This window comes from Spirosoma terrae (genome assembly GCF_010435915.1).
In the GTDB taxonomy this organism is placed as follows: domain Bacteria; phylum Bacteroidota; class Bacteroidia; order Cytophagales; family Spirosomataceae; genus Spirosoma; species Spirosoma terrae.
Genome location: NZ_JAAFZH010000012.1, coordinates 17,469 through 34,787 on the forward strand (window position 1 = coordinate 17,469; position 17,319 = coordinate 34,787).

General features: G+C 38.3%; 15 protein-coding genes. 1 reads left to right on the forward strand and 14 read right to left on the reverse strand.

Annotated elements, in window-relative coordinates; all coding sequences use genetic code 11:
- Positions 1 to 276 precede the first annotated feature (276 nt).
- Positions 277 to 1,062, forward strand: coding sequence for a WecB/TagA/CpsF family glycosyltransferase (locus GK108_RS21955; protein WP_163953162.1), 786 nt, complete (start codon positions 277 to 279; stop codon positions 1,060 to 1,062).
- Between the two features lie 76 nt (positions 1,063 to 1,138).
- Here GK108_RS21955 and GK108_RS21960 read toward each other — a convergent pair whose 3' ends face one another.
- The 14 genes from GK108_RS21960 to GK108_RS22025 form a co-directional block, all read right to left on the reverse strand.
- Entirely contained in the window at positions 1,139 to 2,326 is a 1,188-nt protein-coding gene (locus GK108_RS21960) for a glycosyltransferase family 4 protein (RefSeq protein ID WP_163953164.1), read from the reverse strand.
- 3 nt (positions 2,327 to 2,329) lie between these two features.
- Positions 2,330 to 3,229, reverse strand: coding sequence for a glycosyltransferase (locus tag GK108_RS21965; RefSeq protein ID WP_163953166.1), 900 nt, complete (start codon positions 3,227 to 3,229; stop codon positions 2,330 to 2,332).
- Between the two features lie 7 nt (positions 3,230 to 3,236).
- A complete protein-coding gene (locus GK108_RS21970; protein ID WP_163953167.1) occupies positions 3,237 to 4,181 on the reverse strand; it encodes a DUF6625 family protein in 945 nt (314 codons plus the stop codon).
- Positions 4,182 to 4,191: 10 nt separating this feature from the next.
- The gene (locus tag GK108_RS21975) at positions 4,192 to 5,235 is read right to left on the reverse strand and encodes a hypothetical protein (RefSeq protein WP_163953170.1); all 1,044 of its coding nucleotides are present in this window, start codon (positions 5,233 to 5,235) and stop codon (positions 4,192 to 4,194) included.
- A gap of 57 nt (positions 5,236 to 5,292) precedes the next feature.
- Positions 5,293 to 6,555: an O-antigen ligase family protein gene (locus GK108_RS21980; protein WP_163953171.1), complete on the reverse strand. Its 1,263-nt coding sequence runs from the start codon at positions 6,553 to 6,555 to the stop codon at positions 5,293 to 5,295.
- A gap of 36 nt (positions 6,556 to 6,591) precedes the next feature.
- Positions 6,592 to 7,950 carry a lipopolysaccharide biosynthesis protein gene (locus tag GK108_RS21985; RefSeq protein ID WP_163953173.1) on the reverse strand — a complete coding sequence of 453 codons (1,359 nt, stop codon included), beginning with the start codon at positions 7,948 to 7,950 and terminating at the stop codon, positions 6,592 to 6,594.
- 50 nt (positions 7,951 to 8,000) lie between these two features.
- Positions 8,001 to 8,669, reverse strand: a complete 669-nt coding sequence (locus GK108_RS21990) for a sugar transferase (protein ID WP_163953175.1) — start codon at positions 8,667 to 8,669, stop codon at positions 8,001 to 8,003.
- Between the two features lie 95 nt (positions 8,670 to 8,764).
- Positions 8,765 to 11,089: a GumC family protein gene (locus GK108_RS21995; protein ID WP_163953177.1), complete on the reverse strand. Its 2,325-nt coding sequence runs from the start codon at positions 11,087 to 11,089 to the stop codon at positions 8,765 to 8,767.
- 3 nt (positions 11,090 to 11,092) lie between these two features.
- Positions 11,093 to 11,893: a polysaccharide biosynthesis/export family protein gene (locus tag GK108_RS22000; RefSeq protein ID WP_163953179.1), complete on the reverse strand. Its 801-nt coding sequence runs from the start codon at positions 11,891 to 11,893 to the stop codon at positions 11,093 to 11,095.
- A 4-nt stretch (positions 11,894 to 11,897) separates the two neighbouring features.
- A complete protein-coding gene (locus GK108_RS22005; RefSeq protein WP_163953181.1) occupies positions 11,898 to 13,049 on the reverse strand; it encodes a YjbH domain-containing protein in 1,152 nt (383 codons plus the stop codon).
- Positions 13,036 to 13,854, reverse strand: coding sequence for a YjbH domain-containing protein (locus GK108_RS22010; RefSeq protein ID WP_163953183.1), 819 nt, complete (start codon positions 13,852 to 13,854; stop codon positions 13,036 to 13,038). The genes GK108_RS22005 and GK108_RS22010 overlap by 14 nt, the downstream gene beginning before the upstream one ends.
- Positions 13,855 to 13,932: 78 nt before the next feature.
- The gene (locus tag GK108_RS22015) at positions 13,933 to 14,655 is read right to left on the reverse strand and encodes a hypothetical protein (protein ID WP_163953185.1); all 723 of its coding nucleotides are present in this window, start codon (positions 14,653 to 14,655) and stop codon (positions 13,933 to 13,935) included.
- Between the two features lie 48 nt (positions 14,656 to 14,703).
- Positions 14,704 to 15,747 carry a hypothetical protein gene (locus tag GK108_RS22020; protein WP_163953188.1) on the reverse strand — a complete coding sequence of 348 codons (1,044 nt, stop codon included), beginning with the start codon at positions 15,745 to 15,747 and terminating at the stop codon, positions 14,704 to 14,706.
- 1,255 nt (positions 15,748 to 17,002) lie between these two features.
- On the reverse strand, positions 17,003 to 17,293 hold the full coding sequence (locus GK108_RS22025; protein WP_163953189.1) for a hypothetical protein: 291 nt from the start codon (positions 17,291 to 17,293) through the stop codon (positions 17,003 to 17,005).
- Positions 17,294 to 17,319: the final 26 nt, after the last annotated feature.

The window sequence follows — 17,319 nt, forward strand, 5'->3', positions numbered from 1 at the left end:
CAACCTAATCAATCAGTACGCTTACATCCTATAAATAGTACTATAAAACGTACTTTCTGCATTATAAAAGTACCCCATTAAAACCTGACCCCGGATAAAAAATATAGCTAGAGATTTCGACTCATGGATTACTCCAATAGGCCTACCATTAATATCTTCGGTATTGTAATACTACAAAAAAGCCTATCCAAGCTATATAATCACATCAATACCAATCCTGGCAAAATCAATAAACCAAGTATTTTATTTTTCTATTAATAGTCTAAGATTTCATGTATGATTTCTGATTTTTCTACACCAACAGCTATTACGCCAGCAGCTCCAGCTGAGCGCGCTACGATCTTAAGCTTACACGTATCATTAGGTAATTATCAGGAATTTCAGGATGCCTTAATTAACGCAGCGCATCGGGGTGAGTCCAGAACAGCCTGCTTTGCTAATGTACATATGGCCGTTGAAGCACACCGCGACCCTGAATTTGCCCAAGTGGTCAACTCAGCCGATTGGGTGTGTACAGATGGCTTGCCATTGACCTGGGCTATGCGTTTACTACACAAAAAACACCAGGACCGCGTTACAGGGCCTGACACGCTAAATAACATGGTTAAACGAGCTACTGAAGAACAATTGCCTATCTTCTTTTACGGCTCAACTGATGACGTACTGGCTAAAGCAGTAGCCGTTTGCCGTGAACGTTACCCTGCCATTCAGATTGCCGGTACGTTATCGCCACCCTTTCGGAGCTTAACGGTCGACGAAGAAGAGGAAATTATCGATCAGATAAATGAATCGGGCGCTCGTTTAGTATTCGTAGCATTAGGTTGCCCAAAACAGGAACGCTGGATGGCGAGAATGCGGGGGAAAGTTCAGGCTGTTATGCTGGGCATTGGGGGTGGCTTACCCATTCTGGCAGGAGTGCAAAGCCGCCCCCCACAATGGATACAACGTATTGGTATGGAATGGTTTTACAGATTAGCGTTAGAACCCAGACGTTTGTTTAAACGCTACGCAGTGACAAATAGTCTGTATGGATGGTATTTAGGGAAGCAATGGCTTTCTTAACTTTTAAAGCAAAAAGAGGAAACTATAAATAGTTTCCTCTTTTTGCTTTAAAATACAAAACAGATTAAAGTCACTACTAAGCAGGACATTCTACTTCATACTCAATAATAGTATTATTTATTACTGATTGATATATATCGATCAACATTTTATAATTAGCTTCTGGTGTATAATTACGTTCATAAGTTTCAAGAGCTTTATGACTAAAAGCTTGCTTTACAGTCAATGGATAATTTTTCCACTCAGTAAGGATATCAAGTAAAGCCTCTGGCATATTAACTTCAAAATGAAGGCCATTAACGCCATTTTGGATCAAAGAACTCATTGCTCCAAAATTACTAGCTATCACAGGAGTGCCGAGCGAGAATGCTTCAAGAATAACCATGGGCATTCCTTCATACCAAATAGAAGGAAATATAAGCGCAGAGCATTGCTGCATTAATTCTAAAACATCACGCTTACCCAAAACTCCTAAATACTCAATATTATTATTGTCAACACTAGCTTTTTTTACTTTCTCAGCCAAAGGACCATCGCCAGCTATTTTGATCTGAAAATCAGAATTTTGAAAAGCAGCTAATAATACTTCAGCGCCTTTCTCTTCACTTAAGCGCCCTACGTATAGGAAAAAAGATTCCCTATCTTTATTGATGATAGGACCTTGATCTACAAAATTAGGCTTAATACAAAATTTCGAAGAATCAATATTAAGTGTTGACGAAGTATATAAGTGCTTAGCAAAAGCACTTAATACGATGTATTTATCGACTGCATTCCAAGTTCCAATTTTTTTATGAAACCAAATTACGAATGCTAGCCAAAAAGTCATTAAATAGGAATCACGGAAAACCCGTCTTCGAATTGACTCCCACGGGAAATTGGCATTTAAACTATTAATAAAAAGGTGGCCTTTATCCATTAAGGAACCAGAAGGGCAGAGTAAACGATAATTGTGCAATGTTATAACAACAGGTAGCCCTAGCTTCTTAAGCGTTCTTATAATAACTGGGCCGGATGCATAGTGCCAATTATGAATGTGAATAACATCAGGATGAAAATCCGAAATAACAGCTTTTAGACTATTAATAGAAAAAGGATTCCAAATCGATATAAAAAACTGTATAGCACCTTCAAAACCAGGTCGATTAAAAAAAGAGAGAGATTTAACAGAATGACCTTTTCGTAGCAAATTAGCCTCTAATTTGAATACGCTGTCTTCACCACCACTAACTTGATAAAAAGAGTGAATTGTTAATATTTTCATAAACTAAAACAATGCATTTAATATCTTATATTTAATTCGTTGTTGAATAGAATAAGGTCTGATAAATTGTTTAATAATATCACCATCTAATTCGACATTATCCGTGAACAGATAATGTTCATTATTTGTATAATCTAAAAATGTTTTAAAGCGGTTAAATTTTTCATTTGTATGAGTAGCATTAGGATCTTCTAAACCGATGTTAATAACTTTAGATATAGCAGGAAAAACAGTATATAAATCATTCATAAATTGATGAAAACACCATCTTATAGCCCAAGAATTAATTTCTCCTGACATTTGACGATTCAGCATATTAGACATATCTGAACCCATTTCATTGAATCTATTTTTCAATACACTATCTGCATTAAAATCCTCATAATTCTTAACAGCCCAATCTATATTTCCCCATCGATCAGCCCATGTTGCCCATCCCCAACAAGATGCTCTTTTTGTGAAATAAATAGAATTAGGTTGTAATCCTTTTATGGGCATAGTAAATCCAGAAACTGAAAATACTTTTGAGTTATTTATATAATGATTTAAGCCGAGATTCATATACGCCAAAAAATTAGGGCTAGTCATCAAGTCATCTTCTAGAACGATTACTTTACCATAAATATTAATTATTTCAGAAACACCATCAATAATGGAATTAGCCAAACCTTTATTAATAGTTGATTCACGTATATAAATATTCTTAAAACCATTAACAGACTTTATAAATTTCCTTACTTCATTAATACTGTCAACATCAGAGTCCGTTTTAGGTCCATCAGAAAAAATATATAGTTCATGAAGACTTGAATACTTATTTCTCTTTAAACAATCGATCGTAGTCTTTAAAGTAGCAATGCGTTTATATGTAAAAATCAAAATAGGGGCGTATTCAAAACTCATAGCAAATTTATTTAATGGTCATAACATATTGATCAAACTTATTGAGATTAGGATTGATTTTAATTTTGATTCTTTCAAAAAGCCTGTTAATAAAATGAACATAATCACGATCATTAATTTTTAATAGATCAGAACTACTAAAGTCAGATTCATTAAAAGGAATCACTTTATCCGGCATAAAGGCATAAGAATTAATTCCAGTATCAACCAAAGAAAAATCTATTTTTCTTTTTTGAAAATGAATATATAGAAATTCAGATTTACATAAGCTCCCATCTTTATAATATAAATGCTTTATACTTCCATTATTATATATAAAAAGTTGATGCTTAAAAGAATTTATATTTGAAGGTTTAAAATAAAGAGAATTAGGATTGATATCAACCATAATTTCAGAATGAAACACTTCATAACCTTCATATTTTAGTATTTTACCAATACCGTGCCATTCATCAAACATACAAGACTTTTCATTCATATAAATATATTTATAATCGATTAAATTAGACTTTCTATATAAAGAATTAATATTAGAATCGTTTTTTATTAGACTTAAATGACCTCTTTGAAAAATTTTGGTTATCGTCTTATTTTCAACAAGTTCCAATACAGAGCTGCAATCACCAAAAACCATATCCAAATCACAATAACCCCAATAATCATAATTATATAAAATATCACTAAATGCTTCCCCATAAAGTGGCCTATAATCACATAATTTATAAGGAAACGATAATGCAGCTTGAAATCCCAATGTTGACGAAAAAAGAGCACAAAGCTCCTCTAAAGTAGAGTTTAACCACTTATATTGAGTGCATTCAATAGGTTGTTTTTGGTCAGTAACGAAAATAAAATCAAAGGGGCTATTTTTTATAGATAATAACCACAAATCAAAAGATGAAGGGAATGGGCCTATCCAAATAACTAATATAGCAACAGGTGAATTAGCCATAAATTATAAATTAATTAGAAAAAGCTAAATAAATTTTTTTAACAATTTGAACTGGCAATATTCTTGATATATAAATCCAATTGGGTATAGATGGTATAGTTAGATGGTATTTTAATAATTCAAAAAATTCTTCATCTGGCAAATTAAGTGTACGGTTTATATCTTTAGTCAAAATTGAAAATAAAGTTATAATGCCGTACTTTTTCTCATGAGGTAGATGCCAAATAGCAAATTCCTCATCCCTTGGAACAACATTCCTATGTATAAAAGGCTGCGTCCACATTCTTTTTATAAATCTATTCGCTAAAGAATTCTCTAATTTGTTTTTATAAAATAAATAACTTAATACATGTTCCTCTGTATTAAATTTCAGTTGTTTATTCTCATTTCTCATTAAAAGCTTTGGCCATAACTCCTCAAAATCAAGAAATATCTTTTTTAGATTTGCAATTGTAGATAACAAGAATTCCCCCCCGTAGTAATTAGGTATCGAATCTAAAGAAGTCGAATCCAATTCTTCATAAACTTCTTTCATCATTTGCCTAGACAAACCATTTACAACGTGATCTAAAGGATAATCTATTGAATATCCTAAAAATCCATTTTTTAACCCCATAGACCATAATAATGTTAAATCTTGAGTTACTATGCAATCAGAATCTAATAACAAAAAAACATCTTCATCATTTTTAGATAAATCTATCATACTTTTGATGATCGAAAATTCGAAGAATGTATTTCGCCAACTGCCATAGTAGTTGCTAGGTGTCTTATATTCAAAATCAATCTGGATTATTTTCACTGACAACTTCGCAAACATGGAGTGTATATTAACAGAATCAACTGTCTCTGGCACTTCTGTATTTGTAAAAAAAATTAAATTTAAGTCTTTATTAAATTTTTTACTTGTTAAAAATAGAGTACAAATATTTTTCCAATAAACATTTAAAAAACTTTGAGATGAAGACTTGCCTTTAAATCCCATTTGCGAATAAGTGCTTTCATCCCCAGTCGAATCAGCACATAACCATGTGCATAAAAAATACCTGCTCATTGTAGTAAATAATAATCTTAGTTCTTCAATTAATTAGTTAACCAATAATTCTGCTTTTTATGTTACAATAGAAACTCTCATTTCCTGTTGATATTTGTCCTCCTTATTAATTATCTTTAAATTGTATATTGATAGCGAAATTGTAAACAAAAGTAATGCCCAAAAGTCTTGAGCACTATATAGACTTGATGAAAACATACCATAAACTAGGGTTTGTAAGTATAATAAAATTACCCAAGTTGCAGGATGTGACATTTTAATAATTTTATAAGAAGTCATAAGACTATAAAAAATAACAATTAAAAATAATATACCTACAACTATTCCATTTGTCATAAAGACTTCTAATATATAGTTATGTGGATAACTACCAATCCCTGGACCGGATTTTATTATATAATACGACCCTAATAAGAAATTTTCTTGTATAAGTTTATAAGTATTAGAATAAATCTCATCTCTTCCGCTAGTTTCTCTTTCTGAAAAGACTCTCGCTGTACGAGTAGCCAAGTTGCTATCTAACACTTCAGAAAAAAAATCCATAAATGGATTAATAAAAACAACTATTGCTATAAAAAAAACCAACAATAAAACTAAACTTTTTACAAATCCTTTGTTCGAAAACAAATAAAATAAATTAACGATCACTATAACAGCTAACGGCGATCTTGAACTTGCTTTCATTATTGACAATAAACCTAAGAAAAAACATGCAACAAAAAGTATTTTTCGCTTATAATCTACACTAAAATTAATTAATGCATATATTGAAACTATACAAAGTGCACACCCTAATTGCCCATATACAATTGAATTAATTGTACTATTTGCATCAAATCTTATTGTAGATGTGTCTAATGAAAAATTTTCTTTAGATGTAAAATACGCAATAAAAAGACCAATAAAAAGGGTTACATAGAAAACATTAAAGCTATTTCTATTATATATCTGATTGTAATTTTTAAATGAAATTGCAATTATAATACCAAGAATAAAACCTAATAAATCTCTTTCACCATGTATATTATATAAATTATTAAATTCTATTTCATATTCAAGAAAAACATCAATAAAAATATTTATTACATACACAATCACAATCCAATAAAAAATTGTTATTATTATCTTTTTATTGGATTGCCTACTAAAATTATAATAGATAACAAAAAGTGCTAAAGCAACTTTCGTTACCCAATATATATTTACAAATATTACTGAATTTAGATTTAAAAAATCAGGAATGCATGTAATAATTAAAAAGATTGAATAAAAATTCAAAGAAAAATATATATTATTAATAATTTTAATAAAATTCCTCATCTTAAAAAAACTTTTATCTTTTTATAAACGAATGGCTTAAAAACTCTTCATAATTTTCCTTACTTGTACAGAAAGTATAATACTTATAAAAAATACAATCAAAGAACTAGAAATAATTATTCCTAATAATCCCCAAATTTGGCCTAGCATAATAGCAAGTGGAATACTTATAAAAGAGCTTATTGAAATTACAATTAATTGTATCTTCAAATTACCTATTCCATTTAGTATATAAGTATGTAAGGTCTGCCACATATACATAATAGTATATATACTCATAGCTAATGCAATTCCTCCCTCAATTTCTAATTCTCTGCCTATCCAAACTTTGAATATATAGTCAGAGATAAAATATGTTATTATAACACCAAAGCTTAAAAACAGCCATACCAATCTCATAATTTTTACATTTTTTCTCATCCAGGCATAATCTTTTTTTACATAAGCATCTGTAAAGGCGCTCCAATACGGAGTAATTATTATGGATAATATAATACTAAATACTGAAAATAATTTATATGTTACGTTAAAGTTAGTCACATAAGATGGACCTAAAATTTTCCCTATAATAACATTATTAGTTTGAAATAATACTATAGAACCAATCTGAATGACAAAAAAAATTCCCCCTAAATTTATTATTTCTTTACTGTACATAAATTTAATACTCTTAAAATTAGGAGCTATATATCTCATTTTATTTTTAAATAGATAAATACTCCCCAAGAGTAAAGTAATTGATTGAGGTATTGTTAATACTATTACTAGTAACTCTAAACTACCAACATATCTTTTTTTCGCTAAATACAGCAAACAAACTGTCACTGATTGACCTATTAACATGATAACAGATGACATAAAAGCTTTGTGTGTAGCTAGCAAAACAGTATTTATTGTTTGCAAAACAAATTGAAAACAAAAGCTAGTCACTATTAACAATAATATATTATTAATATCAATATTCATCGCAACATTACTATCAAATAACCCCCCCCAGTTAATGAATCTATTTAAAGAAAAAAAAGTAATAAATATTACAATAGATATTATTAACAAGACAGCGTAAGTTGTACTTAAATAAATTTTCGCTTTTTCAATATCATTTAGCGCTATTGCTTCTGTAAGTTTATTACGCAAACCATTCCCCAAACCTATATCAAAAAAATTCATCCAACTAACTACTGAACTAATTGTTAGCCATATCCCATATTGAACTGGGTTTATATAATTTATAGTCATAGGCACTAATACTAAATTAATGCCCAAACTCATTATCTTCACAAAAAAAGATAATCCAATATTTTCTATTACTTTTTTTGAACGTGTATCTAATTTATTGACAACTATCTTTCTAAAATTTTGAACTAGAGAACTATCAACTTTTAATATTTCCATTATTTATTTCTATCGCTAGATTTAAAAACACTTTTGATCTCTCATAAAACTCACCAAGCGTTTACGTTACCTTTTATCATTGATTTAATAGTAAGCCAACATATCCATAAGTCCAAAAATGGGTTTTTTTTTCTATTATAAAACCGATCATACTTAACTCTATGTTGCATTTTTATTAATTGATCAGTTTCCCCCCTACATCCTCGCACCTGGGCTAACCCTGTAACCCCTGGCTTTACTCTGTATCTCTTTCTATACTCAGGCATAGTATTCCAGAATTGGGCACTGTGCTGTAATGCGTGTGGCCGAGGGCCGACGATACTCATATCGCCAATTAATACATTTAAGAATTGAGGCATTTCATCAAGATTTGTTTTTCGCAAGAATCTACCGATTGGTGTAACGCGATTATCAAATTTTGTAGCCTGCGCAAATACAGCTTGTGGGTTATGAGTCATTGTTCTAAACTTCAAGCAATTGAAAGGTTTCCCACGATAACCTGTCCGCTTTTGAATATATAGAACTGGTCCAACTGAACCTAAGCGAATTAGTATTCCTATTATTGGAATTAGCCATGATAAAACTAAAATTGTTACGGTTAGAGCGAAAAAAATGTCAAAAATCCGTTTACCAATCAGTTGGTAATTAAGCTCGTTGTGCCGAGTCTGTGTCTCTTTATACACATACAGCGGCTTGTAATGTGATTCTAGACTAAGCATTTTATAAGGGAGGTTGTGTTTGACAGGATTTACAGAATTGACAGGATTTATTTGCTGATTATTTAGAGCTAATCATGTTAATCCTGTCAGAATTATTACTCTAGTCGACGTGTTTTATTTGATTCTCCATAATAATCACCATAGTTATAGCTATAGTAGTAGGATTCACCTTCACCTACCCCATTGAGAATAATACTAAGCTTTTGGAAGCGATGCTCCTTGTAAAGTGTATCCACCATTTTGATGTAGTTTTTAGGCGTATGATCGTGGCGGATTAGGAACATCGTTGCATCAGCGAACGGAGCAATTAATTGAGAATCGGTTACTAAACCCACGGGTGGCGAATCGACTAATACGTAATCGAATCGTTCTTTCAACTCTTTGAATAATTGAGCTAGTCGTGGAGAGCTTAATAGTTCCGCGGGATTTGGTGGTAACGGTCCTGCCGTTATAATGTAATAGTTTTCATAGCCTAAGACTGGATGCAACAACTCATCCACTGTCGCTTCTCCGATTAGATAATTGCTCAAGCCCGCCCGGTTTTCTATATGTAAGCTTTTATGCAGTTTAGGCTTCCGCATATCCATTTCCAGAATGACGGTAGACTTGCCCACTAAAGCCAGGCTGGCTCCCAGATTCAGGGATACAAATGATTTTCCTTCGCCACTGATACTGGAGGTAAATAAGAGCACCTGGCTTTGCTCTGGATCGCTACGTAAGAATTGCAGGTTAGTACGTAAAGCCCGTATCTGTTCGCCCACTACTGATTGCATTCGGGGCTTGAACACCAGATTATCGGCATCCATCTGACGGCTTTTAACGACCTCGCCTAAAATTGGGATCTGAGTGGCTTCTTCCACATCAGACCGACGTAATACGCGATTGTTCATCGCATCTTTTGCAGAAATGAATCCTACGGGTACGAGTAAACCGATAATGGCAAATAATCCAAAGATCGTCATTTTAACCGGCTTGACAGGTTTGCTTCCAGTACGGGCAGCATCCACCGTGCGGCTGTCCGATACGGTAGATGCCGCTGATAAGGCTGTTTCTTCCCGCTTTTGAAGCAGATAGGTGTATAGTCCGTTCTTAATAGCTTGCTGGCGACTAATGTTCAATAAAGCCCGTTCTTTTCCAGGCACCGTGCGAATCATGCCTTCAATACGCTTATTGTTCACCAGCAATTGATTTTTATTGGTGGTCAGTTGCTGACGTATGGTGGCTACGTTCTCGTTGATGCTGGCTTTGATAGTTTTAATCTGGCTATCCAGCGATTGGAAAGCTGGACTATTGGGCGCCATTGTCCGGGACACTTCTTCCCGCTTTAGTTCCAGTTCAGAGGCTTTCGTTAAGAGGCCCATTAAAATTGGATCGCTTAGACCCAACGTAGCAGGTGCCAGACTCTTGTCGCCCGATTGGTTTTTGATATACCGTTCTACGTCATTCAAAGCCCCTAACCGTATGTTGACTTCGTTCAGCTGCGTATCATTTTCTTTTACGGTTGTCAGGAACGTTTGCGCCTGTGCACTGAGGTCAGTAATACCCTGGGTCGATTTATACAGCTCAACTTCTTTCTCAACCGTCGATAATTCACCAGAAATTAAGCCTAAACGTTCTTCAATAAAGCTGAGCGTATTATTCGCCTGTTTGTTTTTATCGACAATTGCTTCTTTGTTGTATTCACTAATTAGCTGGTTTAGAACCGCTTCTCCTTTATCCGGTACTGATTCTTCCAGATTCATCACCAGTACGGTCGATTGCTTGGCGGTAGGTTCAACCTTTAAGTTGGCCAGAAAGCCTTCGACGGCTTCACGATGATCCGATACCGAAACAATAACCGATTCCTGTGAACTAGTGAGCGGCTTACGGGCAAATACCCGCAGCTTGCCATAAGTCGTTTTTATACTCTGGTCAACGGGGTAGGCCTGTCCATTCAGCTTGATTGTTTTCGCATCAACGAATGTAATGGTTAGCGGTTCGGTATAAAGCTGTGAATTGGGTTCTTCCACCAGTAACCGTATAGGTGATTCACTATAGATTTCTTTCTTGAACGTAGTGGTTGGGTGATAATACCGAACATCCAGTCCCAGATTGCTGACGACACGCTCCATTAGTGTGTAGGACTTGAGAATTTCCATCTCATTTTCCACCACTTTGCTACTGCTGAACAGATCCAGCTCTTTCATCAGGCTTTGCTCCGCAATGCCTTTTTTCTCGTCTTTAATCAGCAAACTAGCCTGAACTTTATAGATCGGCGGTTGATAAAGCAGATAGATATAAGCCGCAGCCAGCGCCACCACCAGCGAGCCTACAAACCAGGGCCAGTTACGCAGATAGCGCATCAGGATAGCACGCAGGTTCGGCTGAGGTTCAACCTCATAGGCCTGGTAGGGCGTATATGGATTAGTAGTCATATTCATGTGTTAAAAACGGCTAGCAATAATGGCGATAAAGGATAGTGCACTCAGAATAATGGGTAATGTCTGATACGTTCGGTCGGCGTTAGCAATCCGCGATTTACCCGGCTCAACATAAATAATGTCGTTAGGGCGCAGGTAGTAGTAAGGCGATTTGAATACGTCCCGTTTGGTGAGATCGACACGATTAAATGTGCGTTGTCCGTTCTCCTCCCGAATGATCAATACGTTATCTCTACGTCCATAGATGGTTACGTCACCAGCTAACCCCAAAGCAGCTGGTAGGGATATTTGCTCATTCGGAATTGAGAAAAGCGACGGACGCGCCACTTCGCCAGACACGGAAATCTGAAAATTCAGGTTCCTAACGTTTACGGTTGGCTCCTTTAAATAGTCCAGTAGCTTTTGCCGTATCTGGGCGGCTGCCTGCGTATTCGTTAGCCCCTGAACCATCTGTTTACCAATTAACGGTAACTCGATCTGCCCCTCTTCATTGACCAGATAACCAGGCGTGTAAGGAATTGGCGTTGTTGGCGTGTTAGTAGTTGGTGCTCCCGCCCGTTCGGCCATCGCAATGGTGGCATACGGATTAAAAAAGGCCGTAGCTTCCGGACTTAAACTGCTTACCTGAACGGACAATACATCGCCAGCTTTAATGGTTGGAATATATCGGGGAGCGAGCGCCAACGTATCGGAATCTGTTTTCTGATACAATACCAACTCTTTACTGGAAATGCAGCTCGACAGGCAGGCGCACAATCCAACTATCCAAACAAAGCCCTGAGCTAACCGTAAACGTACTTTCATGCGACTATTGTAAATACAAGCGATATTGATTCTGTAAATAACTACTATGGTATTGCCGAAGCAGTGCATCTAACTGATAGCCCACTCGGTACCGATTTCCTATTCGATAGCCCCGGCTGTAATTATATTCCCAGCGGAACTCTTCGGTACTCCGTACTCTCAACTGTTTCGTTTGGGCAATACGTCCCGGCGGAATCGGAACGGCAAAACTGAAACCGCCTGTCCCACCGTTCGTGGTTTTTGTGGCAAAAAAGCCTACTTCCACATTGCCCATCTGCCGGATCACATCGACTCGCGCCCCCCGATCCTGATACATATACTGCCCACCCGATACTTTCAGTGTTAGATCACGCGAAGGGATTCGATACGCTACGTCGGCCAGGAGCATCAGATGCTGCAACGATTCATAATAGAAGCCATTACTCGGGAAATAGTAAAAGCCGGTATAACTCGTTTCAATGCCAAACGACCAGTTTTTGGTCAGATCAGCGTGACGGTATTGCACATTAACCCCATACTGATCATTATAAAACAATCCCGCTGACAGACTCATAAAATTCGTTCCATCCAGTGCCAGAAACTGATTCAGAAACGTTGGTGCGGGTCGTACATTCAGCGCCTGATTATCCAGCCTGTTCACGATTGGAAATAGAACACCCCAGTTTAGGACTAAGCCTCGGCCCAGATAAAGCTGGCTCTGGAGCAACAGGTTTGTTTTACTTTCCACTGGGTTCTCCCGATAGCCAAACTGAGCAATAAACTCGGGTTGCAATCTGAAATCCAGTTTATACCGTCGTCCATCAAAGGGATGGGCTTTTGCAAAGGCTTTCCGTTCAGATTGGCTAACCGAACGAGCGGAGAATGTTGGCGTTACCGTATAGTGAGCAATGGGTACTCCCTGATAGAGCGGAACAAACTCATTGATTCCTTGTACAGATAATGGCTCCGACAATTCCAGTAAGCCAATGCCAGGGTTTCGATAAAGCCGCTGCTCGTAATACACCCGGTGCTGCCCACTATCGATTACCATATTCTCGTAGTTTGTCAGTACGTCTTTTTGCTGTGCTGAACAAACCTGAACCATCCATAGCCACGCTATACACGATAACCAATACATCCTGGCCCCTCGCCCTATACGCCGATCAATTACCTTCATGCTTCCGAAGTCGTTTAGGTAATTGAAACAGACGTAGTGAATACGACGTACCCGCCGTAAACTGATCGCCGTTCAGCAAACCAGCCTGAATGGTCCAGTGTTTGAAGAGCGTTACGTATCCTCCCGCGTTTAGATGCTGCGAATCCCACTCAACCATTACGCCAGCCTTTTTGGCAAAACTCAACTTAACGCCACCAAAAGGCCCGGATAAATAATGGTAGGGTCTATCTCGTTTATCCTTCAGCGTATAACCAGAGAAGATATCCTCATTCTGACTATTCTTGACCTCCGCCCGATACAACGAGTACGGACTGCCCATACCAATCGTAATAGCCGTTTCGATCGATTTGCTCAAAGACACATGCTTGGTAGCTACCAGCGCATTTGTTATCAGTGAGTTATCAATACCGAAGGGCGCAGAAAGAATAACAGCCAATGAAGGGCGTTTTTCTTTCTCAGTAAGTACTACGTATTTCAAATCAATCTGCCGATCGCCAATCCCTTTGTCCGCAAAACGTACTGGGCCATTAGGATTCAGCAAATTCAGATTCACTTCAAGACGAGGTAGTATAACCAAATTCACAAAACTGATACTTTCCGAATTTTTTTTATTAAACCGGAAAGCATAGTTCGATGGGTTAAACGTGTAGCCAAACGAAAACGTACCATCTTCCTGTACCTCTGCCGTTGGGATATACAGTAGCCCAGACTTACCGGAAACATTAACCTGTCCCCAAAGTCGGCCGGAGTATAGGCTACAGAGTAGCCCTAATCCTATCCAAAAAACCTTTTTATCGGTCTTCATGAGCACTGTATTCTTGAACGTATAAGTCTATACGTATTAATTGCATTGGTATGTATTACGAAGCTGGCGTTCCAGCATTTACTTCAGTTTCAGCCGTAGCGACAAGCCCGCTTCAACACCGTTCAGGCTAACCTTTTCGGTCGTACTGGTTGTTTCCGTACGAGCTACCTGATTGTAGCTCCCCAAATGATAGCGTACATCGACGGCTACGTATAGTTTCTTGACCAGTTGCCGCTCAGCCCCTACCAGTAGCTGTATACCGTAGTTGTTGCCTGCCTGTGTTTCATCAACGGAACCCGTTCCGCCCGTTACCTGCCGGTTAAATTTGTTATTGACAAAATAGCGGGCAACACTAACACCGATATAAGGCGTCAGGAACGGAGCTTTCGGCGCTTCCTCGCCTTCTTTGGCAACGGCGGCTTTCTCGAACGTGTATTTCAGATCCAGGGAAACCGGAATGATCGATAGCGTTAATTTCTCCGTGCGATTGATGCCCCCGCTGCTCAACGAGCTGGATACAGACTTGCTCCAGAAACCAACCCGTCCGCCAACGGAGAGTCCTTTGACCAGGCCAATCTCCAGAGCAGCCGTTGGCATAATGCTACCATTCAGTTTAGCCCCTTGATCGTTGTTGTAGGCGGTCAGGAACGAACGCTCATTCCAGTAATCCAGAGATGGCCCCCAATAGCTGGCTCCTACGCTGATGCTCTTTAAGTTTACCTGTGCCTGGGCAGTCGATGGTTTTATGAATAAACCCGCTACAAAAGCCGAGAAGGACAGGAATAGGTATCTTTTTTTCATGATCTTGATTGAACGTAGTAAATTCTGGTGAGTTAAAGATCCTATTACTTATTCAGCTCCGATACGTCCACCACCCTGGTTGTGACAGCTGTTGATAGCCTGTGTCCGGGCAGCATTCAGCGCAGCCATAGCCGCATTGAAGTTAGCCGTAATAGCCTGCGTATCAGCCGTAGAAGCATTTTGCACAGCCGTTGCCTGAGCGTTACAGGCTACAATTTCTGCCGCTTTCACAGTACTGATCTGTTCCGAAATCTGAACATAAGATACCAGATATAATACTTTCAATAAGGCTTTATCAGAATCAGGAATCGCAGCTCCACTGATGGCCGTATTGGCTTCATTGTACTGGCTGCTAGCCTGGCTCAACAAGTTGGCATAATACGCATTCTTATCGTTATTACATGATGTCGCCTGCTGCTGAGCGGCTGTCAATTGAGCCTGGTGTGCCGCATTGACTGAGCTAGCCTGAGCATCACGGGCAGCTGTTAAGTTGGCTACTGCCGTATTATACGACGCATTGGCTGCATCCTGGCAGGCGTCGTTAGTCTTCGTCGTGGCATTGGCAGTAACCGGTACTACGGTATTTCCATCAGCACCGATACGTCCGCCTACGGGTTTACCATTCACGGTTGGTAAGGTAAACTTAGGCATGTAGGCCTGAAGCGCTGGGTTTTTAGCCAGAGCGTCGGTTTGTGCTTTTAGATTAGCAGGCAGAGTACCTCCAGACGAGATGCTGGCAACAACAGCTGGTGTAAACGCAGCCGCCAGTTGCGTAGCCTGATCCGCTGGGATAGCCTTCGCTACGTCTGCGGTAGCCTGTTGCACAGCAGCGGACGGTTGTCCAGAAGACAGACTGGCTAATCCGCTGGTAACGGCCGACGTAACGGTCGATGATTGCACAGAACCCGCCGTTACCGTAACAGTGGCTGGGGTGGTGGCTTTTACTTCCGGTAATTTTACATTGTCGATTCCCTTAAACGTATACGTGAACGGGGTAACACCGGCTACGTCTTTCGTTTTACAGTTGTAGAGGACAGTAGCCAGGCAGAAACCATAAAACAGGAGCCTAATTTTCGGAGTTGAAGTTCTCATGTAAAGGTTGTTATGAGTAGCGCGATACAAAAATGGTTAATGAATAATGGTTGATTTTTCAGCGCACCAAGCGCTATGTTTTACTGGAAACTACGTATTCATTAGTGTCGTTACGGTCGATTCAGGCAATAGCTTTCCACCACGCCAGCAGTTGTGCATAGCGGCAAATCGAAACCTGATTACTCTATTCTTTCCCCTAAAGACGTTATACTATCAAGTGAATAGCTTTGTCTGCTGAAACATACCTGTTCCGAAAAAGAATAAGACGTGTATAGCCTGTACGTTTAAAAATCCGGCCAGTATCTGAGGGAATAATCGACATTCGCCGATACGTCAGATTCATGGCTTCGGGAAAGATGTTTAGTCATTACTCCCTATAGTTTGACTTGTGGATAGTTTAGTAGAAGTCTTCCTTAATCGATGTTACGGTTTTCTTCCTAAGACAAACTTACTAAATATCCACCTGAGTAATTACCCGCCTACCGAAGCGTATAAATCGAATTTATTATCCGGGGGAAGCTAGTATAGACAAGCTGGTCGTATCAACTTCTTACAACCGATTATATACTACAAAAAAGAAAAAAAATACGATTATACATATACGACGTGGTTGCTAATAAATCAAAGTAGGCAGTTAATAGACTAAAAAGGCATTTATAAATTTTAATCCCGTTTTTAGGCTGGTAAACGCAGTCGTTGATACATCCAATGCCTAATGAGTATTTATAAGAATAATTTATATATATATTCTACTATCCATAAACTAATAATGACCTTTATAAGAAATAGCAATACCATCCATCACAGACAACCAGGTGTTTGCTTGAGACCTGTCTGTAGTTGATATAACCTTCCACGGTAACGGCCAAGTGTTTAAGCCCTCCCCATAAAGCTAATCTAGTAGGAGTTTCACGTAGATGATGGATTAGGTTTGTTTTTACGCTATTTACCACCCCTGCCAGAACGCTGGCCTGGCCCCTCCTAAAACCTAATCGTGCAGGGGTTTTGAAAAGAGTTTAATTCAGTATTCCAAAGGGTCAATTTTTACTTGGCTTTTCACCCCTAAATCCCCTAAAGGGGACTTTACTCGCGCTTGAATAAGTCCCCTTTAGGGGATTTAGGGGTAAAAAAGCGGATCAAATAAGGGGTTTATGGCATCCACGTGAAAGCCTTACAAGATATCCCCCGCCAACTACAAACGAAGTAAAATTGGCTACAAACGGATTGGACGCTATTTTGCCAGGAAGCAAACTACTCAGCTAAGTAATTGCTTCACAAGAACGGCCCACTCCTCCTCGAACGTACCATCGAAGAATGACGATCCAGCCCGACGGTACCAGTAGTTGGCATTAAAGCGATCGCCTTCTTTGCGGTGCAGATAGGCGTGGATGCGATCGTACGCTTTTTCGCCTTCGCGTGTCTGCGCAATACTGTGCGCGGCTTCCCAGTCGCCGTTGGCATCGTACCAAAGTGATTGTAACAAGGGCTGCAAACCAGCCGGGGGCGCTGGCTGGCTCAACGTAGCGGTAAATTGCTCGAAGGTCATATCATTTTACACGTTATACCAAACAA